Origin of the sequence: Micromonospora sp. NPDC049523, assembly GCF_040676775.1 — a bacterium.
Taxonomy (GTDB): domain Bacteria; phylum Actinomycetota; class Actinomycetes; order Mycobacteriales; family Micromonosporaceae; genus Micromonospora_G.
This window is the reverse complement of the sequence record NZ_JBFAPP010000032.1, coordinates 1-22,524: the sequence shown is the minus strand read 5'-3', so window position 1 is coordinate 22,524 and position 22,524 is coordinate 1. Positions and strand designations below refer to the sequence as shown.

The following is a 22,524-nucleotide window of genomic DNA, read 5'->3' as shown; positions in this document are numbered from 1 at the left end:
GCTCCTCGGAAGAAGGAGGTTCATGGGTACGGGCGGTGCGACGACGCCCGGCGGGACGGCCGAACGGATAGGTCGGTACGCGTACTACCGGCGTGGCTTCTGCGGGATGCGCGGCAGCACGTACGGCGCACCGGCGTAGATCAGGTCCGCCTTGACCGTGTTGTACGCGCGCTTGGGCTGGTAGTTCTCGTCGTACAGGGTGGCCAGGCCCTCCGGCGGGTTCTCGAACCAACCGGGGATCCAGGAGTGCCGGTCGGTGAAGCCCCAGACGGTGAACGACAGGCAGCGCCGGTTGGACAGACACGCCTGCAGCAGGACGCTGTAGTTGGCCGCCGACGCCTGCAGCCGGGGGTTGATCTCGTTGGAGTCGCCGGCCTGCACCCCCGGTGTCATCTGGCTGCGTACGTCCACCTCGGTGAACGCGGTGGCCAGCCCGAGGTCGGTGAAACGCTTGAGTGCGTCGGCGACCTGGATGGTGTCGTAGTTGCCGTACTGGGTGCCGAGGTGGCCCTGGCTGCCCACACCGTCGATCGGCACCCCGGACGTACGGAGTCGCTTGACCATGTCGTACACGAACTGGGTCTTGTCGTTGGTCGGGTCGCCCGAGCCGAAGGCCTCGATGTTGTAGTCGTTGTAGAACAGCAGCGTGTTGGGGTCGGCGGCCCGGGCCCACCGGAACGCGTCGGCGACGTAACCGGGTCCGAGGTGCTCTGCCCAGAAGCCCTTGTAGTGCAGGGCCGGCGGGTTGTCCCAGGGGTCGCTGACCGCCTCGTTGGCCACGTCCCACTGCCAGATCTTGCCCTTGAAGTGCTTGACCACGGTGGTGATGTGGTTGCGCAGGATGCCGCGCAGCTCTTCCCGGTCGATCGAGCCGTCGGCGACCCCGGCCGTGAGCCAGCCCGGCAGCTGGTTCTGCCACACCAGCACGTGACCGCGTACGCGCTGGTTGTTCTGCTTGGCGAAGGCGATCAGCTCGTCGGCGGGCGCCCAGTTGTAGGTGCCGCGGGTGGGCTCCAAACTCTCCCACTTCATCACGTTCTCGGCGGTGACCGAGGAGAACTGCGAGGCGGCGAGCTGCCGGTACTGCGGGTCGGCCGGGTCGTTCAGGGCGGCCATGTCGACCGCGGTGCCGATGTAGAGGTCGTGCCGCATGCCGAGCGTACGCAGGCTCTGGTCGCCGGGTTGGACCGTGCGCCCCGCCGAGGCGGGCAGGCTGTTCAGGGTGCCGGCGGTCGCCAGGGCGACGGTGCCGACGACTATCCATCGTCGCAGCTTCATCGAGCGTCCTCTCAGGACTGGGACGGGTGACGGACGGGATCGTGCGAACGGGGGTGCGGGCAGACGGAAGTAGCTCCCGTCGCGGAAGCGTCACTGCGGTGCGGGTGGCTGCGCGGACGAGCGCCGCGCCTGCTCTCGTACGTTACGGGTCTTCCGTAACTTGGCCGGAACTTTACGACCGGAATCGACAGCCGTCAACAGGTTCCCGGCACGCCATCCCTCGTGAAGCGGCATGAAAACTCTCGGACCGGACTGAAAGTTTCGGTTCTGACGGGAGACAGCCTGATGCCCCCGCCCGCACTTTCACGGGCGAGGGTCAGGCGGCCGGCGGGTCAGTGCTCGAGGTACGTGGCGTAGTCGTAGTCCGCGTAGACACCGTCGGCACCGAGGTCCTGCACCCACAGACCGAGGAAGGCACCGGTGAATCCCCAGGCGGCGGGTTCCCCGTCGATGACGGTGGCGGCGTGCTCGTCGGACAGGATGGTGGCGTCGAACTCCGCCGGCAGGTCGAACCACCCGTCGCCGAGGCGGTACGCCAGACGCAGTACGGGTCCGTCGAAGGTCACCCGCAGTCCGACCCGGTCGACGGCGCCGACGTCGACGCTCAGGTCCGGGTGGGCGGTGAGCCGGCCGCTGTCACAGCTCAGCACCTCCAACAGCCGCCGGCCGTCGTCGGCGCGGGTGAGGTAGGCGTAGTACCAGTTCGCGGTGTTGTAGTAACCGGTGATGCCGGCGAGCTGCCGATGGTCGGCCGGGTCGAACTCCACCACCGTCTCCAGGGAACAGCGCGTCGCACCGACCCGGCGGGCGACCAGGCTCGGCGACTGCCGGCCGACGGGAGACTGCCCGCCGAAGATCCGCAGGTGGGAGGGGCGGCTGGTCAGGTCGACCCAGTCGGGCCCGGCCGGGCGGCGCAGCGTGGACCAGGCCGTGCCCAGTGACTCGTCGTCGAAGTGGTCGGTCGCCGGCTCCGCCGGCCACGGGTGGGCGGGCAGGTCGGGTGCGGCGATCTCGTCGGCGGGGACACCGCCGGGGATCGAGGGCCAGCCGTCGGTCGGCCACTCGACGCGTTGCAGGGCGGTCTCCCGGCCCAGCACACAGTTGCCCAGCGGGGTGTAGGGCCGCCCGACCAGGTGGGCCAGGTACCACTGCCCGGTCTGGGTGCGTACGAGACTGCCATGGCCGGCCTTCTGCAAGCGCAGTTCGGGACGGCCGACGGAGGTGAGCAACGGTCCGGCCGGGTCGCTCAGGTACGGCCCGAACAGGGACCGGGATCGGGCGATGCTGACCTGGTGCTCCCAGCTCGTGCCGCCCTCGGCGGTGAGCAGGTAGTACCAGCCGTCATGCCGGTAGATGTGCGGGCCCTCGGTCAGGCCGACCTCGGTGCCCTGGAAGATGAGCCGGGCGTCCCCGACGAGTTTGCGGGCGGCCCGGTCGTAACGCTGGATCTCGATGCCACCGAAACGGTCGCGGCCCGGCCGCCAGTCGGCACTCATGGCCAGCAGCCAACTGCTGCCGTCGTCGTCGTGGAACAGCGAGGCGTCGAAGCCGTGCGCGTGCAGCGGGATCGGATCCGACCAGGGGCCGTCGATCTCGGGCGCGGTGGTGAGGTAGTTCTGCGGGTCCCAGTAGCCACTGGCGAAACTGGCGACGTCGCTGTAGCCGAGGTGGAACAGCCCGTCGGCGTACGACAGGTCGGGGGCCCACACCCCGTTGGAGTCGCCGGTACCGCGCAGGTCCAGCAGGCGCCGCTCGGTGATCACCCCACCCAGGGCCCGCCAGTGCACCAGGTCCCGCGAGTGGTGCACCCGTACGCCCGGGTACCACTCGAACGTCGAGGTGGCCAGGTAGTAGTCGTCGCCCACGCGCAGGATGGACGGGTCCGGGTGGAAGCCGCTGAGGATGGGGTTGCGGATCGATCCGGCGGCCGTCGTGACGCTCGCGATGTCGGTCGACATAGTTCGTCCCCTCTGACGATCGTGCTTCCGGCGGTTGTCCGGAAGTTTCGCGTCAAGATGTCGAAATTCTCGCTCACGATAACCGGCAAAGTCGAGACACGACAGACCTTGACCGGCACCTTCGCCGCGTCGTAACGTGCCCGTCATCAATCGAAAATACCGGTCTCTTGCCGAAACTTCCGGGGCCGTTTACACCTCCCGCTGACCGATCGGCATCCGAGTACCTCGTACGTACCTCGAAGGGATGGCTCATGACGGCGCACCTCTCCCGCAGATCCCTGCTGGGCCTCGCCGGTGCCAGCGCCGGCGCGTTCCTGCTGGCCGGCTGCGGCAACGACGAATCCGCCGACCCGGACGGCCCCCAGACCATCAACTGGTGGCACATCCAGAACACCGAGCCGATGCTGCCCGTCTGGGCCGCCATGGCCAAGGAATACGAGACCGCGCACACCAATGTGAAGGTGGCCATCCAGCCGCTGGAGAACGAGGCGTTCAAGACCAAGCTCACCACCGCCACCCAGGCCGGCTCGCCGCCGGACCTGTTCCAGTCGTGGGGCGGCGGTGTACTGAAGCAGCAGATCGAGGCCGGGCTGGTCAAGGACATCACCGACGACGTGAAGCCGTGGATCGGTTCGCTGCTGCCGGTGTCGGTGGAGCCGTACACCGTCGACGGGAAGATCTACGGTGTGCCGTTCGACGTCGGGATGGTCGGGTTCTGGTACAACAAGGAACTTTTCACCAGGGCTGGCATCACCGCCCCGCCAGCGACCTGGGGTGAACTGCTCACCACCGTCAGCAAGATCAAGAACGCCGGGATCACCCCGATCGCGCTGGCCGGCAAGGAGAAGTGGCCCGCCCACTTCTACTGGTCCTACCTGGTGATGCGCATCGGCGGCCTGGACGCGCTGAAGAAGGCCGGCACCGACCACAACTTCGACACCCCCGACTTCATCGCGGCGGGAGCGCGCCTGAAGGAACTGGTCGCGCTCTCGCCGTTCCAAAAGGACTTCCTCGCCGCCGAATACGGCTCACCGGACGGGCAGGCCGCCACCATGGGCAACGGTGGTGCGGCCATGGAGCTGATGGGCCAGTGGGCGCCCGCGGTGCAGGCCTCCTCGTCGACCAGCAAGAAGGGCCTCGGCGACACGCTGGGCTTCTTCCCGTTCCCGTCGGTGGACGGCGGCAAGGGCACCTCGACCGAGGTGTTCGGTGGCGGCAACGGGTTCGCCGTCGGCAAGGACGCCCCACCCGCGACCCTCGACTTCCTCAAGACGCTGCTCGAGGTGGCCAACCAGCGCAAGTCCGCGACCACCGGCGCGGTGCTGCCGACCGTCAAGGACGCGGCCGACGCGATCGCCGACGCCAACAACAAGGTGGTCGCGTCGACCCTGGCCTCGGCGACCGGGTTCCAGCTCTACCTGGACCAGGCCTACCCACCCGCGGTCGGTCAGCAGGTCAACGACAGCATCGCCGAGCTGGTCGCCGGGTCCAAGACGCCCGAACAGATCGTCAAGGACATCACCACGGTGGCGAAGAGCCAGTAGCATGCCCCGCCCCCAGAATCCCGCACCCCGGTACGACCAGCGAGTGGAGCAGGCAGGATGAACCCACCGGCCGGCACCGGCCTGCGCACCGACAACGCGCCGACCGAGCTCCCACCCGTACCGCCGGCGGCCACGCGACAGCGTGGCCGCCGGGCCCGGCCCAAGCTCGGGCGGCTGGGTACGATCGCCATCTTCCTCGCCCCGGCCCTGGTGCTGTTCCTGCTCCTGGTGATCGTGCCGATCCTGGTGGCCGCCTACACCAGCCTGTTCAAGTGGAACGGCTTCAACCTGCCGGAGAACTTCGTCGGGCTGGACAACTTCACCCGGGCCGTCGACGATCCGGTGTTCCTGGGCGACCTGCGACGCGGCCTGATCCTGATCGCGCTCTCGGTCCTCGTCCAGCTACCCGTGTCGCTGGCCCTGGCCATGCTGCTCAACCAGCCGATCCGCGGGCGGGCGATCTACCGGTTGGTCTTCTTCGCCCCGTACGTGTTGTCCGAGGTGACCACGGCGGTGCTGTTCACCCTCGTCTTCTCCCCCAACCGGGGCCTGAGCACCACCGTCTTCGGCTGGTTCGGTGCCGGCGAACTCGGCGGCTCGCTCTTCGCCGACCCCTCCACCGTGCTCTACGCACTGTTCTTCGTGATCTCGTGGAAGTACTTCGGCTTCTACATGATCCTGTATCTGGCGGGTCGGCAGGGCATCCCCAGGGAGCTGACCGAAGCCGCCACCACCGACGGTGCCAGCACCTGGCAGGTGTTCCGGCACGTCACGCTGCCGCTGCTCGGCCCGACCATCCGGATCAGCGTGTTCCTCTCCGTCATCGGCACCATCCAGCTCTTCGACATGGTCTGGGTGCTCACCGGAGGCGGGCCGATCCGCTCCTCGGAAACCCTGGCCGTGACGATGTTCCAGTACGGCTTCCGCCGCTTCGAGGTCGGTTACGCCAGCGCGATCAGCATCATCATGTTCCTGCTCAGTCTCGTCTTCGCCCTGCTCTACCAGCGCTTCGTGCTGCGGCGGGACATCGAGGGTGCGCTGACCACCCGGGGGGTCCAACGATGACCACGAGCCAGCAGGCCAGCACCTCCGCCCGCCTGCGCCGGTTGACCCTGCACGTCGTGTCGATAGTGATCGGCGCGTCCATCGTCGTGCCGATCGCGTTCGGGGTGCTCGGCGGGTTCAAGGACAACGGCCAGCTCTCCACCAACCCGCTCGGCCTGCCGCACCCGTGGGTGCCGGGCAACTACACCGCCATCCTCGCCTCCGGGGTGTTCTGGCGGCAGCTCGGCAACAGCACGCTGATCGCCCTGGCCACCGTACTGATCGTGGTCGGTGCCTCGGCGATGGCGGCGTTCGTGTTCGCCCGGTTCACCTTCCGGGGGCGGGAGTTCCTGTTCACCCTGTTCGCCGTCGGGCTGATGTTCCCGTTCACGGTGGCGATCCTGCCGTTGTTCATCCTGCTGCGCAGCATGGGGCTGCTGGACAACCCGCTGGGCGTGATCCTGCCCCAGGCCGCGTTCGGGCTACCCGTCACGATCATCATCCTGCGGTCGTTCTTCCGTACCATTCCCGGCGAGGTGGAGGAGGCAGCCACGCTGGACGGTTGCGGGCCGTTCGCCTTCTTCTGGCGGATCCTGCTGCCCATGGCCAGGCCCGCCCTGGCCACCGTCTCGGTGCTCGCCATCGTCGCGAGCTGGAACAACTTCATGCTGCCGCTGGTCGTCTTCACCGACCAGAGCTGGTGGACCCTGCCGGTGGGGGTGCAGGCCTTCCAGGGCCAGTACGCCGACGACACCGCCCGTGTCCTGGCCTACGTCGTGCTCTCCATGGTTCCCGCGCTGGCGTTCTACGCCGTCGCCGAACGTCAGCTCATCGGTGGGCTCGCGGGCAGCGTGAAGGGTTGAGCGGCCGGGCCCGCGCTACCGGGCCCGGCCCGTACCGAGATCGATCTGCTGGCGCAACAGAGAAGGAGCAACCTGGCGTGGGCGACAACCGCAAGGTCACCATCGCGGCCATCGCCCGCGAGGTCGGCGTCTCCGTACCGACGGTTTCGCGGGTCATCAACGGCCGATCCGACGTTTCGGCGGAGACGCGCGAACGCGTCGAGCAGGTCCTCAACCGCCACGGCTACCAGCGCCGACCCACCGCCGTACGCAGTACCGCCGGGCTGATCGACCTGGTCTTCAACGATCTCGACAGCCCCTGGGCGGTCGAGATCATCCGTGGCGTGGAGGACGTCGCGCACGCCGCCGACGTCGGGACCGTCGTCTCGGCGATCCACCGCAAGACGTCGTCGGCCAAGCAGTGGCTCGACAACATGCGCGCCCGTACCACCGAGGGCGTCATCTTCGTGACCTCCGCCCTGGAGCCGCCGCTGCAGGCCGAGCTGCGTCGGCTCAACATCCCCGTTGTCATCGTCGACCCGGCGGGCGTACCCACCCAGGGCGCGCCCACGATCGGCGCGGCCAACTGGACCGGCAGTCTGCGCGCGACCGAGTACCTGATCGGTCTCGGCCACCGCCGGATCGGGTTCATCGCCGGGCCGCCGCAACTGCTGTGCAGCCGTACCCGGCTCGACGGTTACCGGACCGCGATGGAAGCCGCCGGCCTGCCCGTCGACGGCAAACTCATCCGACCGGGCAACTTCTACCACGAGGCCGGCTACACCGGCGGAAGCCTGCTGCTGGAACTGCCCGACCCGCCCACCGCCATCTTCGCCTCCAGCGACCAGATGGCGCTCGGCGTGTACGAGGCCATCCGCCGCCGGGGGCTGCGGGTCGCCGACGATGTCAGCGTGGTCGGCTTCGACGACCTGCCCGAGGTACGTTGGTGCTCGCCCCCGCTGACCACCGTGCGCCAGCCCCTGGCGGAGATGGGCATGCTCGCCGCCCGTACCGTGCTGCGCCTGGCCCAGCGGGAGAGGATCGAGAGCCCTCGGGTCGAACTCGCCACCGAACTGGTCGTCCGGGACAGCACCGCTCCTCCGCGCCGCTGAGCCACCGCCCGTACGGCGCACGTCCGGAAGCCGGTTGCGGCCTCGACGGCGTCCGGCTCCCGGACGACCCCGACGCATCGGGTACGGCTTACTCCCCGGACGGTACGGTGAGCGCGGTGCCCAACCTCGCCGGGATGCCGAAGTTGGGTGTTCCGTCGGCGTTCCAGGTGAACCGCTGGGCACGGGTGGATCGGTTCATGTCGCATCCGCCGCCGGCCGAGTCGTTGGCGTGGTAGACGATCCAGCTCTCGGTGCCGTCCGGTGAGGTGAAGAAGCCGTTGTGGCCCGGTGCGAAGCCGAGGGACCGACGGTGATCCAGCGCAACGGCCGGATCTTCCTCACGTACTCGGCGAGCGCCACCGACGCCAACTACTGCCTCGGCCTGCTGACCGCCTCCACCACGGCGAACCTGCTCGACGCGGCGTCCTGGACGAAGAGCCCGACTCCGGTGTTCACCAGCAACGCCGCCACCGGCCAGTACGGTCCGGGGCACAACTCGTTCACCGTCTCCGACGACGGGCAGAGCGACATCCTCGTCTACCACGACCGCAACTACCGCGACATCACCGGTGATCCGCTCAACGACCCGAACCGGCGTACCCGGATCCAGAAGCTGTACTGCAACGCCGACGGCACACCCAACTTCGGCATCCCGGTGCCGGACGGCGGGTCACCCGTACGGCTGCGCTCGCATGACCTCACCAGCAGCTACATCCGGCACTACGCCTACCGGGGACGCGTCGAGGCCAACGTGACGAACCTGGCCGACTCGCAGTACCGGTTCGTCACCGGGTTGGCCGGCTCCGGATCGGTGTCGCTGGAGTCGACCAACTTCCCCGGTTACTTCCTGCGGCACCGCAACTACGAGATCTGGGTCGAACGCGACGACGGCTCGGCGCAGTTCCGGGCCGACGCCAGTTTCCAACGCCGACCCGGTCTGGCCAACAGCGCCGGGGTCTCGCTGGAGTCGCAGAACGCACCGGGCCGGTATATCCGCCACCGCAGCGGACTGCTCTACCTGGAAGCGGTGGGCGGGGCAGCGAACCAGGCGACTGCGACGTTCCACCTGGAATGACCGGTCCGCGCCGAGAACCGTCCCTACTGCTCGTCGGCCGGCGGCGAGGAGTGGGCGGCCAGTGCGGCGCTGAGCCAGGGGCGCAACACGCGCAGCACGTGCGGATCCTGCGCGGCCTCGGCGGAGTCGAGCCCGTCCAGGATCCGCACGTCCCAGCCGAGCGCCGCCAACTCCGACTGCCGCTGCCGCACCACGGCGCCGACGTCCACCGACACATCGCCGCGCTGGCCGTACGGGACCTCTTCGGTGGCGCCGACGAAGCAGAGCCGGGGACAGGTGACCTGGGCCTGGATCGACCGGTCGTCAAACCCCTGCAACGACTCGTACAGCGTGACGAACTGCCGGGCCCGCGGCCCGCCCGACCCCTCGTCGGGCTCCCCCGAGGCCGCCGCCTCGTACGCCCGCAACGCCTGCGGGTACGGGCCGCCGATCGGCGGGAAGCCGCCCATGACCAGCGCCGAGAGACGGCGGGTACGGATAGCGAGCTGCAGCCCGCTCATCCCTAGCCACGAGTAGCCGTAGTAGGCGAAGCGGTCGGCCCGCACCGCGTCGGCGATGGCGAGCAGGTCTCCGGTGATGTTGCCGGGAGTGAGGGTGTCCGGCCTCGGGTGCCGCATGAGGTGTCCCTCGTAGTCGAACACGACCACCCGGAACGCGTCCCGAAGCCCCTCGACCAGCGGGCCGCCGACGGCCGGGTCGGTACGTGTCCGCGCCGCCGGTCGCGGGCCCATCGGCAGCAGCACGGCCGGACCTGAGCCGTGGACCGCAACCTCGATGGCGGTTCCGTCGTGCAGTGACACCTTGGGCATGGGCGGTCTCCGGCTTCGGCTCAGGAGATCAAATCATCTGGTCGCGGCTGGGAGAAGGCGGGTCCGCCCTGTTGCGCGATCATGCACTCCGGCCACTACGGGCCGAAGGCGGTGAGGAACCGGTCGCGGAAGGAATCCATCCGCCAGACCGGTGCCTGCGGGCCCGGCCGCAGGCCGTCCTGCCAGCCCCAGCCGGAGACGCGGTCCAGCACGGCCGGATCGTGGGCGACGATGGTGATCGGCACGTCCCGGCTGGCGTTCTCTCCGGTGACGATCGGGGCGGGTTGGTGGTCGCCGAGGAAGACGAGCACGAGGTTGTCGTCGCCGTAGTTCTCCACGTAGGAGATGAGGCTGCTCAGCGAGTATTCGATGGATCGCCGGTACTCGGTGCGTACCCGGGAGGGGTCGCGCCAGACGTCGTCCGGTGACTCGCCCTCCTTCGCGATCGAGTTGTAGACCGAGCCGTCACCGAGTTCGTTCCAGCCGACCATCCGGGGAATCGGCGCCCACGGGCCGTGGCTCGACACGAGTGGGATCTCCGCCATCACCGGGGCATGGTCGGGGTTGGCGCGCTCGAAGCGTTCGAAGGCCGACAGGGTGAACTGGTCGGGCACCGGGGCGTAGCTGAACTTCGGGCCGTGATAGCCGAGGTCGTCGACCCCGTAGACCTGGTCGTTGCCGAAGAACTTCCCCTCCGGCCAGGGCTGGGTCAGGGCCGGCATGACGGCGACCGTACGCCAGTCGGCCCGACGGAAGGCGCCGTTGAGGGTCAACCGGTCGCTGGCGAGCAGGTTGTTGTGCCGCTGCTGGTTGTCGATCCAGAGGCCGGACAGCAGGGTGGCGTGGGCCAGCCAGCTCCCGCCACCCGCGGTCGGCGAGGTGAGGAAGGCGCTGCGGGAGGCGAAGCCGGCCGCGTTCAGCCGCTGGTTGCCGGCGTCGAGAAGCGCACCGACCTGGGATGCCATCTCCGGATCCTCGACCGCGTCGCGTCCGTAACTCTCCACGAAGGCGAAGACCACGTCCTTGCCCCGCAGGCCGGTGAGCAGCTTGTCGCCGGGGGTGTCACGGAACGCGTCGACGGTGACCTCCTCGGCGAACGCGCTCTGGTCCCGCAGGCCCGCCCGCACCTGGAGCGTACGGTCGTAGGCGAGGTCGGCCGCGCTGTTGGCAGCCACGGGCAGCCCCGGAACGATCTGCGCGCCGAGTACGGCGCAGGTGACCCAGACCGCCCCGAGCGCCGCGACGGAGCGGGCCGCGGTGCTCCGGTGCCGTACCAGGGGTCGGGTCAGCCGCAGGACCGACAGGGTCATCAGGACCAGCACCGCGACGACGAGCAGCGCGAGCCCGATCGCGGCGGCGATCGCACCGAAGCGGCCGATCGAGTCGGTGAGGAAGGACAGCGCGTCGTCGAGCAGGACCCAGTCGAGGACCAGGTCGAACGGCCGGTCGAGGACCTCGAAGAAGCCCATGTCGATGATCTTCACGATGGTGAGCAGACCGAGTGCCACCCCGACGATCGCGGCCACCACCCGTCTCGTGCGACCGGGCAGGACGAGCAGCAGGGCGACGCCGACGAGCCCTTCGAGCGGGATGCGCAGGAACGCCGCGGGGCTGAGCCGACCGATCTGGTTCGGGGCGACGAGGGCGAACAGCACCAGCAGGGCCGCCAGGGTCGTGGTCACCCCCGCCAGGACCCGGCGCTTCCCGCGTACGGCAACGGCGTCGTCGGCCGCGGCGGCCGCGCCCTCGGTCGAGGGGCTGGCATCGGCGGCTGCGGCGTCGGTCGGGGAGCTGCCGGCGTCGGTCCGGGACCTGCCGGTCTCGTCGGCCGGCGGGCTCTCCGCGCGGTCGTCCGTCACCGAGTCGGGCTTCGTGGAGAGATCGTCCATTGTGGCTGGTACGTCCTTCGATCAGATCAGGGACAGGATGTGGCCGAGTCCCCGTGGGCCGGTGTCGACCGGCGGCGGCAACAGGAAGACGTGCATTCCGGCGGCCACCGCACCGGAGTCGGTCAGCGGGTTGTCGCCGACCATCAGGGTCCGTTCCGGGTTGACCCGCATCCGGTCGCACGCGGTCAGGAACACCTCGGCGGCGGGCTTGCAGATCCCCTGTTCGAACGACATCACGACGGTGTCCAGGAAGGGCGACAGACCCAACAGGTCCATGGCGGGACGAAGGTCGAAGCCGGTGTCGCTGACGATGCCGACCGGCAGACCCCGGTCGTGCAGCGCCTTCAGGGTGGGCAGGGTGTCCGGGAATGCCTCCCAGGACTCGGCACTGACGGTGAGCGCGTACAGCTCGTCGCTCAGCCCGGGGACGAGCCGCTCACAGCCGGCCGACGTGTAGAGGGCGGTCCACACCTCGCGGTGCCGGGCGCTCGACAGGTCACGACCCTTCGCCAGTTCCTCGGCCGTACTGCTGCGGCCGAGCACCCGGCGCCATACCGACGCCACCTCGTCCGGGTCGAGCGCTTCGGCACCGAGCCTGGCCGCGGCCCGGTGCAGCAGCTTCTCACCGCTGCCGGAGAGCCGGATCAGGGTGTCGCCCGCGTCGAACAGGACAGCCTCGAACTGACTCACGTCGGCGTCTCCTCGTGTGTTCCGGCCCGCGAACTGTGTGCACAGCAGGCGGGCAGTGTCGTCCCGGGTCGGTGGTGGCCGCCGCGGGCCGGGTCACGGGCGGTGCGGCGACGATCGAGCAACGGTGGTGTCCCGGTCACGGCACCGGGTCGTGGAAGCGGTGGGCTCGCCCGGCCGCCGCGCGGGCGATTCCGGCCGGGCCGGTACCGCGGGCCGCGACCGCGTGCGCCGTCATGCTCACCAGCAGTCTGCTCCCCGTACGCGGGGCAGGTGCCACCCGGACCGACGGTTCGGGCCGACGACGCCGGTCGAGCCGGGCCGGACGGTGCTGCCAGAGCCAGCCGACGTCACGGCCGAACGACTCCACCAGCAGGGCCAACCCCACCGCCACCGCACTCGCCGTCAACGGCCGGGGCAGCACGTCCGCCGCCGCGAGGACCAGCACGATGCCCTGGGTGGCCGCGACGACCTTGCGCCAGTAGCGCGGCGGCAGGGTTCCCCGCATCCACGGCAGCACCCAGATCGCCACCACGAAGACGTACCGCATGCCGCCGATCGCCAGCGCCCAGATGCCGACCGGTTCCACCACGTAGACGCTGAGTACGAGCAGCAGGAAGGCGTCGACCTCCATGTCGAAGCGCGCGCCGAGCGCGGTGGTCGTGCCGGTACGTCGGGCCACGTGACCGTCCACCGCGTCCAGTACGAGCGCCACGGCGGTGAGCGTGACCAGCAGCCCCACCGGGGTGGGCCGGTCGAAGGAGTCTGCCGTCAACGCCGTCACGCCGCCGACGAGCGTCGCCCGGCTCAGCGTCACCCGGTCGGCCGGACTCAGCCGGCCCGCGCCCGAGTCGCGCAGACCTCGGGTGAGCAGGACGCACATGACGGCCCCGTACGTGACTCCCGCGAGCCAGCCGGCGAGACCGAGACCGACTGTTCCGGCAAGGCCGGCAAGCAGGACAACCTGGACTATCAGCCCAATTATGGGACCGCTTTGAACCGTGCGCACCCTGCCTCCGTGTCTATCGTGTGTACGCCCTTGATAGGGAAACACGTAAAATGCGGCCGTTCGGTTCGATCGATCTTGAGGAAGGAGGAACCGGTGACGCGCGAGGCACACGCCTTCTGGCTGCGGTCGCCCGGCGAGGGCGAGATCCGCCCGGTGACGCTGCCCGACCCCGGCGACGGCGAGGTCCTCGTCCGCAGCCGCTACTCCGGCATCAGCCGGGGTACGGAGACGCTGGTGTTCTCCGGCGGGGTGCCGGTGAGCCAGTACGCGGCGATGCGCGCACCGTTCCAGGAGGGCGACTTCCCCGGCCCGCTCAAGTACGGCTACCTGAACGTGGGCGTCGTCGAGGAAGGCCCCGGGGAACTGCTCGGGCGTACCGTCTTCTGCCTCTACCCGCACCAGAGCGCGTACGTGGTGCCGGCCTCGGCCGTGGTTGCCGTACCCGATGGGGTTCCGCCGGCACGGGCGGTGCTGGCCGGAACCGTGGAAACCGCCGTCAACGCGCTGTGGGACGCCGCGCCGCTGGTGGGTGACCGGATCACGGTGATCGGTGCCGGCATGGTCGGTTGCAGCGTCGCGGCCCTGCTCGTCCGGTTTCCCGGGGTCCGGGTCCAGTTGGTCGACGCGGACCCGGGCCGGGCCGACGTCGCCGCGGCGCTGGGCGTCGAGTTCGCGCTGCCGGCCGACGCCGCGCAGGGACGCGACCTCGTGGTGCACGCGAGCGCGTCGTCTGCCGGACTCCAGCGGTCGCTCGACCTGCTCGCCCCGGAGGGTACGGTCGTCGACCTGAGCTGGTACGGCGACCGCACGGTCAACCTGTCGCTGGGCGGGGCGTTCCACTCCGGTCGACTGAACATCCGCAGCAGCCAGGTCGGCATGGTCGCACCGGCCCGCCGGTCGAGCCGCACCTACGCCGACCGGCTGGCGCTCGCCCTGGACCTGCTCCAGGACCCCGCGTTCGACACGTTGATCACCGGCTCGTCCCGGTTCGACGCGCTACCCGACGTGCTCCCCCGACTGACCGCGGGCACCCTGCCCGCGCTGTGCCATCTCGTCACCTACGGAGAGTGAAAACCTTGTTCAGCGTGACCGTCCGTGACCACATCATGATCGCCCACAGTTTCCGTGGCGACGTCTTCGGACCCGCCCAGCGGCTGCACGGGGCGACGTTCGTCGTCGACGCGACGTTCCGCCGGACCGCTCTCGACTCCGACAACATCGTGGTCGACATCGGGCTCGCCGCCCAGGAACTGAACGCCGTACTCAGCAAGCTCAACTACCGCAACCTCGACGACGAGTCCGACTTCGCCGGGATCAACACCTCGACCGAGGCACTCGCCCAGGTGATCGCCGACCGGCTCGCCGAACGGGTGCACGCCGGTGCCCTCGGCGAGGGCGCGCGCGGGCTGGAGGGCATCGCGGTCACGCTGCACGAGTCGCACATCGCGTGGGCGAGCTACGAGCGGCCCCTGTGACCGCGGCAGGTGGCACCGCCGCCGTGGTCCACGTGGTGCTGCCGAACGACATCGACGACCCCGCCACCCCGAGCGGCGGCAACAGCTACGACCGCCGGATCTGCGCCGGCCTCGCCGCATCCGGCTGGGCGGTACACGAACATGCCGTACGCGGCACCTGGCCGCAGCCCAGCATGACCGAGCGGGCCGAGCTGGCGGGCGTACTCGCCGCGCTGCCCGACGACGCGCTGGTGCTGCTCGACGGGCTGGTCGCGTCGGCCGTACCGGAGGTGCTGGTGCCGCAGTCCCACCGGTTGCGCCTGGTGGTCCTGGTCCACCTGCCGCTCGGCGAAGAAGCCGTGCGGTCGCGTGCCGCGGAGGGCGAGACCCTGGCCGCCGCGGTCGCGGTCATCACCACCAGCGCGTGGACCCGACAACGACTGATCGACCTGTACGCACTGCCGGCCGACCGGGTCCACGTCGCCACCCCGGGGTCGGAGCAGGCACCCGTGGCGCCCGGATCGGCCACCGGTTCGGAACTGCTCTGCGTCGCGGCCGTCGCGCCACACAAGGGGCACGACGTGTTGACCTCCGCCCTGTCGGCGGTCGCGGACCTGCGGTGGACCTGTCTCTGCGTCGGCGCCCTGGACCGCGACCCGGACTTCGTCGACCGGGTACGGCAACAGGCGACCACGTCCGGCCTCCAGGACCGGATGCACCTGGTCGGCCCGCGTACCGGGGTCGAACTCGACGCCGCGTACGCCGCAGCCGACCTGCTGGTGCTGGCGTCACGCGGAGAGACGTACGGCATGGTGGTCACCGAGGCGCTGGCACGCGGAATCCCCGTCCTGGCGACCGCGACGAATGGGCTGCCCGAGTCCCTGGGGCACGCCCCGGACGGCAGCCTGCCGGGGATGCTGGTGCCGCCCGACGATCCAACGGCGCTCGCCGGTGCGCTGCGCCGCTGGCTCGACGACGCCGCCCTGCGCGACCAACTGCGGCACTCCGCCCGTGGCCGCCGGGGCACGCTCACCGGCTGGGCGGTCACCTCGGCGCTCGTGGCGAACGTCCTTGCCTGCGTACCGGTGACCGCGGGGAGGTCGGCATGAGCGAGGAGATCGGTCGTGTCAGCGCGGCCTGGCTCGGGCTGCGGGAGCCGGCCGATGCTGCCGCCCGCGCACCGGAACTCGTCGAACCGGTCCGCCGTCACCTGGCCGGCAGCCCGCTCACCGTGGTCCACGACCTCGGCACCGGCACCGGGTCGATGGGCCGCTGGCTGGCGCCGCGGCTGTCCGGCCCGCAGCACTGGGTGATGTACGACCGCGACGCCGACCTGCTGGAACACGCCAAGGCCGAGATGACCGACACAGCCGCCGACGGGGCCCCGGTGACCGTCGAGACCCGGCAGCGGGACATCACCCGGTTGAGCGCCGAAGACCTCGCCGGCGCCTCCCTGATCACCGCCTCCGCGCTGCTGGACATGCTGACCGTCGAGGAGATCGAGCGCATCGTGGCGGTCTGCGCCGACGCCGGTTGCCCGACGCTGCTGACCATCTCGGTGATCGGCCGGGTGGCGCTCACCCCCGCCGACCCTCTCGACCCGGAGATCACCGAGGCGTTCAACGCCCACCAGCGGCGCACGGTCGGCGGCCGGATGCTGCTCGGGCCGGACGCAGCGCAGGCCACCGTGGAGGCGTTCGGCCGGCGCGGGGTGGACGTGACGGTGCAGTCCAGCCACTGGCGGCTCGGCCCGGAACAGGCGGACCTGACGGCCGAGTGGTTCGACGGCTGGCTCGGCGCGGCGTGCGAGCAACGACCGGAGTTGACCGGCCCGGCCGCGCCGTACGCGGCACGCCGTCTCGCGGAAGCGGCAGCCGGTCGGCTCGGGGTCGTGGTCGAGCACAACGACCTTCTCGCCAACTGTGAATGAACCTTTGACCACCGCAGCACGTGTACCCGAGAAGATGTTCTTCGAGGGAGGCCGGTTTGCGAAAGGTACCCACACCACGTCCACCCTGCCGCCGCCCGCTCGGGTCGTCCCGGTGATCCGCCCGAACTGGGCCCTGGTACGGACGGTGAGCGGGATCGGCGTCCTCGCCGTACTGCTGTGGTGGCTGGGCACCGGCCCGTTCCTCGACGGGCTGCGCCTGATCGACGGCTGGGCGCTCGCGGCGGCGCTCGGCATCGGCGTGCTGACCACGGTGTGTTGTGCCTGGCGGTGGAGCCTGATCGCCGGCGGCCTCGGTGTCCGGCTGCCGCTGGGTACCGCCGTGGCCGCCTGCTACCGAGCGGTGTTCCTGAACTCGACCCTGCCCGGCGGCGTGCTCGGTGACGTGCACCGGGCGGTACGCCACGGGCGGGACTCCGGTGACGTCGGACGCGGTATCCGGGCGGTGGTGTGGGAACGCACCGCCGGGCAGGTCGTCCAGGCCGTCATCGCGGTGGCCGTCCTGCTCGCCTTCCCGTCGCCGGTACGGCCGTACCTGCCGGCGGCGACCGCGCTGGTGGTGGCCGGTGTGCTCGGTGCCGTACTGCTGGCTCGGGTGCTGCCCACGCGCGGGCCCTCGCGGTGGGCGCGGGCACTGCGCACCACCGAGGCGGACGTCCGCGACGGCCTGCTGGCCCACGGCAAGTGGGTGGGTGTGCTGATCGCCTCCACCGTCGTCGTCGCGGGCCACCTGGCGACGTTCCTGGTCGCGGCCCGGACCGCGGGCGTCACCGCACCGCTGTCCCAGCTCGTGCCGCTGACGCTCCTGGCCCTGCTGGCCATGGGTGTGCCGGCGAACGTCGCGGGTTTCGGGCCGCGTGAGGGGGTGGCGGCGTGGGCGTTCGGCGCGGCCGGGCTCACCGCCTCCCAGGGCATCTCCACCGCCATGGTGTACGGCGCGCTGGTGCTGGTCGCGAGCCTGCCCGGCGCCGCGGTACTGCTGATCCGGCGGGTCCGGGTGCCGGCGTTCGTGCCCCGGCGAAGCGCCGCGCATGGCTGAGCGCCACAGGGTCGGCACGGTTCAACAGAGGAGAACAATGTACGAAGCACTGCCTGTCGCGACGGTTCGGACGCAGGTCACGGTACCGCTGGAGTTCCCCGACGGATTCGCCACGACCGCGCGGGTGTTCACGTTCGACGGGTTGGTGGACGGCCGGGAACATCTCGCGTTCGGCCTCGGTGACTGGGCGGGGGCGCTCGACCGGCAGCACACCGAGGGCCCCGTCCCGCTGGTCCGCCCGCACAGCGAGTGCCTGACCGGCGACGTGTTCGGCAGCCAGCGGTGCGACTGCGGCCCGCAGCTGCGCGAGGGCGTCGAACGCATCGCGGCGGCCGGTGGTTTCCTGCTCTACCTGCGGCAGGAGGGACGCGGCATCGGCCTGTACGCCAAACTCGACGCGTACGCGCTGCAGGACGCCGGCCTGGACACCTACGAGGCGAACGTGGCCCTCGGCCACGGCGAGGACGAGCGTGACTACAGCGCCGCCGCCCAGATGCTGGCCACCCTGGGGGTGGAGCGCGTCGCCCTGCTGACCAACAATCCGGACAAGGCCGAGCAGCTCGGCGAACTCGGGTTGGTGGTGACGGAGTGCGTACCGACCGGGGTGTTCCTCTCCCCCGCCAACGCCGACTACCTGGCGGCGAAGGCAAGCCGGGCCGCCCGTGCCTCCGACCTACCGTTCGTCCGGTGACCCGCCTGGTAGCAGAAGGTGGGCGTTGACCGTGCGGACCTCGTCGGCGAGGTCGGGTATCTCGACCACCTCGACACCGGCTTCCCCGAGCAGTTCCACGGCGTGGCAGTCGGCCAGCAACGGCGGCTCACGCAGCGCGAACACCACCCGTCTGAGCCCGGCGGCGATGATGAGCTGGGTGCAGGTCCGCGGGCGGGACCTGCGGACACTGCACGGTTCCAGCGAGCTGTAGATCGTGGCGCCGGTGAGGTCCACGCCGGCCAGTTTGGCCAGGGCCGACTCCTCGGCGTGGACGTGCGTGTCGGTCTCCCGGGAGAAGCCGTGGGCGAGCTGCGTCCCGTTGGCGTCGACCACGATCGCGCCGACCGCGTACGCGAAGCTGACGGGCGGGCTGTCGTACGAAAGTTTGACGGCGGCGGTCAGCCAGTGCCGGTCGTGGTCGGTCACGGCGCACCGAACCGGTCGGACAGGGCGTAGCGCAGCAGCACGACATCCTCGATCTGGCGGACCTCGGCCAGGTGGGCACGGCGCCCCGGGTGCCACGGGAACCGGCCGTCGCCCACGAAACGGGGTGCGCGGCAGTCGCCGACGAAAAACGGGGCGATCACCAGGTGCAGTTCGTCGGCCAGCCCGGCGGTGAGGAACTGGGTGTGCATCGTGCCGCCGCCCTCGACCACCAATCGGCGTACGCCACGGGCGGCGAGGTCGGCCAGCGTCCGCTCCGGGGTGACCGGGTCGCCCGCGTCCACGACGGTCGCCGAGTCACCGAGGCGGGCGCGGGTCTTGTCCACCGCCGCCGACGCGCAGTACACGATCTTGTCGGTGTCCCCGGCGGTGAAGAAGAGCGCGTCCGGATCGAGGTCACCCCGGCCGACCACGGTGACCTTCGTCGGCGACGCGGGCAGACCACGCGCGACCCGCCCGTCCCGGCGCTGCTGCGAGCGCACCAGCAGCCGCGGGTTGTCCAGCCTGATGGTGTTCGCGCCGACCAGGATCGCGTCGCAGTCGGCGCGTACCGCGTCGACCCGGTCGAAGTCGGCGTCGTTGGAGAGCAGCAGCCGCTGGTCGGTCGCGTCGTCGAGGTAACCGTCGATCGAGGTGGCGCAGCTGAGCAGTACGTAGGGTCGCTCACTCACCGGCCGACTCCCTGCTCGTGTCCCGTCGTTTCAACCGGCGACCGCGATCCAGGTGGCGCGGGCGCGGGCCAGTTCGGCACCGTCGGGGCCGTACAGGGTGCTGTGCACGAGAGCCTTGCGCCCCTGCGCGGTGGCCAACTCGCCCACCACCACGCACTGGTCACCGGGCGCCGGCATGCGCTCCAGTTGTACGGCGATCCGGCCGAGCACGTACGGCCGTTCGGGGCCGATGATCGCCCAGCCGCCGGGACAGTCGAGCGCGGCCCACACCATCGGCGGCGACACGTCGTCCGGGACCGTCCACGGTGCGGCGGTACGGCCGTCGGCCACCGGGCCGGGGAAGATCCCCAGGCCGTCGCTGCGGTCGGGGCCGCAGACGTAGCAGGTGGGGAACGGGTGGCCGGTGAACCCGACGTACGCGGTGGAGGCGCGCTGCGCGGCGGCGTACCCGATCGGCGGGACCACGGTGTCGACCGCTCCGGTCGGCGTCACCTCGGCCACGACGGCGCCGTCCGGGTCCCGGACCCGGCCCTCGACCAGCGACAGCGGCGTGTCCAGCGGCGGTGGCAGGCGCAGCGTGACCTCGTACGGTTCGCCGTCGGCGAAGACCCCGGCGCTGTAGCCACCGTTACCCGAGCCGGGTGGCCCGTTGAAACGCCCAGGGATGATCACCCGTCCCGCCCTTCAGCCTTGTCGCCCGCGACCGGCTCCCGGATGCCATGGCGGCTGGGCCGGGCGGCACAGCGTCCCGGCCGACCTGCCGTGACGATACCGCGTGCCGTGCCGGCGGCCGCCGACCGGCTTTCGATCATGCCCTTGTCGGGTCCGGTCGACGACTGCGGACGATCAAGGCTCGAACCAGAATTGTTACTAGCGCCAATCAGTTTGTTATGGAAACCTATTGGCATGACTTCAGATGCGGTTCCTGCCGGCGGCGATCCCCGACGGCTGCTGGCTGACGCGCGCGAACTCGCGCGCCGGGTCCGTCTTGCCCAGCGGGTGACGTGGCTGCCGTTACTGGTGCTGGCCCTGGTGACCTTCGGTGCGATCCCGGTGTACCGGTACGGCCACCAGGTGCTCAGCGAGTGCCGTCCGGTGGACGACGGCGAGGTGTGCAAGGTGTGGTTCCAGTCCGCCTCCATCTACTGGTGGACGGCGCTGGCCCTGGCATACGTGGTGATCGCCGGCGGGTACCTGCGGGTCGCCCGGTCCCGGGGCCTGGGCACCCGGGTGGCGCCGTACGTCATCGTGGGCATCACGCTGGTCGCCCTGTTCACCGTCATGCACCTGGTGGTGGGGAACTACCTCCCACCGCCGGACCGCGCGGACCCCCTGCCCTGGGTCGTCCTCGCCCTGTTCCGCCTGACCGACTACACCGGCTCGATCGGGCTGGCACTGCTCGTGCTGGCCTGGCTGGAGCGCCACCCCGCACTGCTGCTGTTCGCCCTCGGCTACCTGACGGTCCTGGCGGTGCCGATCAACTTCGGCTGGGGCACCCACTGGGGAGGCCAGTGGGAGTTCGCACCGATGCTGGCCATCAGCGGCGGCGTGCTGCTGCTGGGCAGCGCCGGCTTCGCGATGGCACGACGGCTGCGGCGGACCCGGTGAGCGACCCCGTCGACAGCCCGGACGAGATCGACTCCCCGCATCCGGTCACCGGCCTCGACGACGTGGTGCACCAGCGGGTCCGGCTCGGAATCCTCACCATCGCGCACGAGGCACGCCGGGTGGAGTTCGGGTTCCTGCGTACCCAGTTGGAGCTGACCGCCGGGAACCTCTCCCAGCACCTGGGTGTGCTGGAGACAGCCGGTCTGGTCCAGGTCGAGAAGGGCTACGCCGGGCGCCGAGGCCGGACCTGGATCACCCTCACCCCGGCGGGCAACGCCGCGCTGGCCGAGGAGATCGGACGTCTCAAGCAGCTCATCGCCCGTGTCGAGACCACCAACGGCCAGTAGCGACAACGGCCGAACCCGCACCCGACGCCCGCCCGTGGCATGATCGAAAACAATATGACCTCATTCGAACTCTGCATGGACAGCCTGGAGGGGTTGTCGGTGGGCGACGCGCTCGGCGCCCAGTTCTTCGTACCCGGCACCGCCGTCGGGGATCTGATCGCCGGGGTGATGCCCGCCGCACCCTGGCCGTGGACCGACGACACCGAGATGGCCTGCTCGGTGGTGCGCGAACTACTCGAACGCGGGCACCTCGACCAGGATCGCCTGGCCGCCGCGTTCGGCGAAAACTTCGAGCCGTACCGGGGCTACGGCGGGGGTGCCGTGGTCATCCTGCGGCAGCTCCGCGAGGGTGCCTCCTGGCGGGAGGTCTCCCCGGCCGCGTTCGACGGGCAGGGCTCGATGGGCAACGGGGCCGCGATGCGGGTCGCACCACTGGGCGCCTTCCACGCCGGAGACTCGCGGACCGCGGCACTAGAGGCGATGCGGTCGGCGGAGGTCACCCACGCGCACAGCGAGGGCGTCCTCGGCGCGGTCGCCGTAGCGGTCGCCGCCGCCGAGACGGGCTGGGCCCGGCTGGTCCACAACCGACCCGCGCCCTCGGACCTGCTCGACGCCGTACTCGCCTACCTGGTCGAGAGCCGGGTGAAGACCGGGATCGAACGGGCCCGCACCCTGCTCGGGGCCAGCGTCCGCGAGGCCGCGTACGAGCTCGGCAACGGTAGCCGGGTGCTGGCGCAGGACACGGTGCCGTTCGCGCTCTGGGCCGCCGCCACCCACCTGGACGACTACCCGTCGGCGATCGTCGCCTGCCTGCGGGCGGGTGGAGACGTCGACACCACCTCGGCGATCGTCGGCGGGATCGTCGCCGCGTACACCGGTAAGGGAGGCAACGGGATCCCGGCTGCCTGGCTGGCACACCGGGAGCCACTGCCGAGTCTCGTACGACAGTGAAGCGTCGGGGGGGGGGGGGGGGGGGGGGGCCCCCCCCCCCCCCCGGGGGGGCGGGGGCGGCCCCGGGGGGGGGGGGCGGGGGGGGGCGCGCCCGCGGGCGGGG

The 22,524-nt window shown here is 70.6% G+C and carries 24 protein-coding genes; 14 read left to right on the top strand and 10 right to left on the bottom strand.

The genetic code is table 11. The annotated features are described in order from the left end of the window. Positions 1 to 84: 84 nt before the first annotated feature. Positions 85 to 1,278: an endo-1,4-beta-xylanase gene (locus AB0J90_RS32630; RefSeq protein WP_363602584.1), complete on the bottom strand. Its 1,194-nt coding sequence runs from the start codon at positions 1,276 to 1,278 to the stop codon at positions 85 to 87. 332 nt (positions 1,279 to 1,610) lie between these two features. Further along, the gene (locus tag AB0J90_RS32625; RefSeq protein ID WP_363602581.1) at positions 1,611 to 3,236 is read right to left on the bottom strand and encodes a glycoside hydrolase family 43 protein; all 1,626 of its coding nucleotides are present in this window, start codon (positions 3,234 to 3,236) and stop codon (positions 1,611 to 1,613) included. Between the two features lie 251 nt (positions 3,237 to 3,487). Here AB0J90_RS32625 and AB0J90_RS32620 point away from each other — a divergent pair, with 251 nt between their 5' ends. From AB0J90_RS32620 to AB0J90_RS32605, 4 genes are all read left to right on the top strand, one after another. Next, the gene (locus AB0J90_RS32620; RefSeq protein ID WP_363602578.1) at positions 3,488 to 4,780 is read left to right on the top strand and encodes an extracellular solute-binding protein; all 1,293 of its coding nucleotides are present in this window, start codon (positions 3,488 to 3,490) and stop codon (positions 4,778 to 4,780) included. Positions 4,781 to 4,837: 57 nt separating this feature from the next. Continuing rightward, on the top strand, positions 4,838 to 5,845 hold the full coding sequence (locus tag AB0J90_RS32615; RefSeq protein ID WP_363602576.1) for a sugar ABC transporter permease: 1,008 nt from the start codon (positions 4,838 to 4,840) through the stop codon (positions 5,843 to 5,845). Beyond that, positions 5,842 to 6,687, top strand: a complete 846-nt coding sequence (locus AB0J90_RS32610) for a carbohydrate ABC transporter permease (RefSeq protein ID WP_363602574.1) — start codon at positions 5,842 to 5,844, stop codon at positions 6,685 to 6,687. The genes AB0J90_RS32615 and AB0J90_RS32610 overlap by 4 nt, the downstream gene beginning before the upstream one ends. A 77-nt stretch (positions 6,688 to 6,764) precedes the next feature. After that, a complete protein-coding gene (locus AB0J90_RS32605) occupies positions 6,765 to 7,778 on the top strand; it encodes a LacI family DNA-binding transcriptional regulator (protein ID WP_363602572.1) in 1,014 nt (337 codons plus the stop codon). Positions 7,779 to 7,866: 88 nt separating this feature from the next. Here the strand turns inward: AB0J90_RS32605 and AB0J90_RS32600 are convergent, their stop codons facing one another. Continuing rightward, positions 7,867 to 8,097 carry a family 43 glycosylhydrolase gene (locus tag AB0J90_RS32600; protein WP_363602639.1) on the bottom strand — a complete coding sequence of 77 codons (231 nt, stop codon included), beginning with the start codon at positions 8,095 to 8,097 and terminating at the stop codon, positions 7,867 to 7,869. On the opposite strand from AB0J90_RS32600, the gene AB0J90_RS32595 reads away from it, so the two are divergent. Next, the gene (locus AB0J90_RS32595; RefSeq protein ID WP_363602570.1) at positions 8,059 to 8,853 is read left to right on the top strand and encodes an AbfB domain-containing protein; all 795 of its coding nucleotides are present in this window, start codon (positions 8,059 to 8,061) and stop codon (positions 8,851 to 8,853) included. The two genes, AB0J90_RS32600 and AB0J90_RS32595, sit on opposite strands and share 39 nt — an antisense overlap. A gap of 23 nt (positions 8,854 to 8,876) precedes the next feature. On the opposite strand, the gene AB0J90_RS32590 is transcribed toward AB0J90_RS32595, so the two are convergent. From AB0J90_RS32590 to AB0J90_RS32575, 4 genes are all read right to left on the bottom strand, one after another. After that, on the bottom strand, positions 8,877 to 9,662 hold the full coding sequence (locus tag AB0J90_RS32590; RefSeq protein ID WP_363602568.1) for an alpha/beta hydrolase: 786 nt from the start codon (positions 9,660 to 9,662) through the stop codon (positions 8,877 to 8,879). Between the two features lie 95 nt (positions 9,663 to 9,757). After that, positions 9,758 to 11,551: a sulfatase-like hydrolase/transferase gene (locus tag AB0J90_RS32585; protein ID WP_363602565.1), complete on the bottom strand. Its 1,794-nt coding sequence runs from the start codon at positions 11,549 to 11,551 to the stop codon at positions 9,758 to 9,760. 21 nt (positions 11,552 to 11,572) lie between these two features. After that, entirely contained in the window at positions 11,573 to 12,241 is a 669-nt protein-coding gene (locus AB0J90_RS32580; RefSeq protein ID WP_363602563.1) for an HAD-IA family hydrolase, read from the bottom strand. A 136-nt stretch (positions 12,242 to 12,377) separates the two neighbouring features. Next, on the bottom strand, positions 12,378 to 13,121 hold the full coding sequence (locus AB0J90_RS32575; RefSeq protein ID WP_363602560.1) for a CDP-alcohol phosphatidyltransferase family protein: 744 nt from the start codon (positions 13,119 to 13,121) through the stop codon (positions 12,378 to 12,380). 219 nt (positions 13,122 to 13,340) lie between these two features. Here AB0J90_RS32575 and AB0J90_RS32570 point away from each other — a divergent pair, with 219 nt between their 5' ends. The 6 genes from AB0J90_RS32570 (at position 13,341) to ribA (ending at position 18,379) form a co-directional block, all read left to right on the top strand. After that, positions 13,341 to 14,318 (top strand): dehydrogenase, encoded by a 978-nt coding sequence (locus tag AB0J90_RS32570; protein ID WP_363602557.1) that lies wholly within the window; start codon positions 13,341 to 13,343, stop codon positions 14,316 to 14,318. Positions 14,319 to 14,323: 5 nt separating this feature from the next. Further along, positions 14,324 to 14,722: a 6-carboxytetrahydropterin synthase gene (locus tag AB0J90_RS32565; protein WP_363602636.1), complete on the top strand. Its 399-nt coding sequence runs from the start codon at positions 14,324 to 14,326 to the stop codon at positions 14,720 to 14,722. After that, positions 14,719 to 15,810: a glycosyltransferase family 4 protein gene (locus AB0J90_RS32560; protein WP_363602554.1), complete on the top strand. Its 1,092-nt coding sequence runs from the start codon at positions 14,719 to 14,721 to the stop codon at positions 15,808 to 15,810. Before AB0J90_RS32565 ends, AB0J90_RS32560 begins: the two co-directional genes overlap by 4 nt. Further along, entirely contained in the window at positions 15,807 to 16,631 is an 825-nt protein-coding gene (locus AB0J90_RS32555; protein ID WP_363602550.1) for a class I SAM-dependent methyltransferase, read from the top strand. Before AB0J90_RS32560 ends, AB0J90_RS32555 begins: the two co-directional genes overlap by 4 nt. 112 nt (positions 16,632 to 16,743) lie before the next feature. Continuing rightward, entirely contained in the window at positions 16,744 to 17,688 is a 945-nt protein-coding gene (locus tag AB0J90_RS32550; RefSeq protein WP_363602548.1) for a lysylphosphatidylglycerol synthase transmembrane domain-containing protein, read from the top strand. Between the two features lie 37 nt (positions 17,689 to 17,725). Beyond that, positions 17,726 to 18,379, top strand: coding sequence for a GTP cyclohydrolase II (gene ribA / locus AB0J90_RS32545; RefSeq protein ID WP_363602546.1), 654 nt, complete (start codon positions 17,726 to 17,728; stop codon positions 18,377 to 18,379). Here the strand turns inward: ribA and AB0J90_RS32540 are convergent. From AB0J90_RS32540 to AB0J90_RS32530, 3 genes are read right to left on the bottom strand one after another with little or no spacing between them, the layout of a single operon-like run. Continuing rightward, positions 18,362 to 18,826 (bottom strand): deaminase, encoded by a 465-nt coding sequence (locus tag AB0J90_RS32540; protein ID WP_363602544.1) that lies wholly within the window; start codon positions 18,824 to 18,826, stop codon positions 18,362 to 18,364. The genes ribA and AB0J90_RS32540 overlap by 18 nt on opposite strands. After that, complete coding sequence (locus AB0J90_RS32535) at positions 18,823 to 19,515, bottom strand: dihydrofolate reductase family protein (protein WP_363602542.1); 693 nt, start codon at positions 19,513 to 19,515, stop codon at positions 18,823 to 18,825. Before AB0J90_RS32535 ends, AB0J90_RS32540 begins: the two co-directional genes overlap by 4 nt. Positions 19,516 to 19,545: 30 nt before the next feature. Then, positions 19,546 to 20,187, bottom strand: coding sequence for a hypothetical protein (locus AB0J90_RS32530; RefSeq protein ID WP_363602540.1), 642 nt, complete (start codon positions 20,185 to 20,187; stop codon positions 19,546 to 19,548). A 234-nt stretch (positions 20,188 to 20,421) separates the two neighbouring features. Here AB0J90_RS32530 and AB0J90_RS32525 point away from each other — a divergent pair, with 234 nt between their 5' ends. The 3 genes from AB0J90_RS32525 to AB0J90_RS32515 are packed head-to-tail and all read left to right on the top strand — an operon-like array spanning position 20,422 to position 22,421. Next, positions 20,422 to 21,123 (top strand): hypothetical protein, encoded by a 702-nt coding sequence (locus AB0J90_RS32525; RefSeq protein WP_363602538.1) that lies wholly within the window; start codon positions 20,422 to 20,424, stop codon positions 21,121 to 21,123. Beyond that, on the top strand, positions 21,120 to 21,470 hold the full coding sequence (locus tag AB0J90_RS32520; protein ID WP_363602536.1) for a transcriptional regulator: 351 nt from the start codon (positions 21,120 to 21,122) through the stop codon (positions 21,468 to 21,470). The genes AB0J90_RS32525 and AB0J90_RS32520 overlap by 4 nt, the downstream gene beginning before the upstream one ends. A 54-nt stretch (positions 21,471 to 21,524) precedes the next feature. Continuing rightward, positions 21,525 to 22,421 carry an ADP-ribosylglycohydrolase family protein gene (locus AB0J90_RS32515; RefSeq protein WP_363602534.1) on the top strand — a complete coding sequence of 299 codons (897 nt, stop codon included), beginning with the start codon at positions 21,525 to 21,527 and terminating at the stop codon, positions 22,419 to 22,421. Positions 22,422 to 22,524 lie beyond the last annotated feature (103 nt).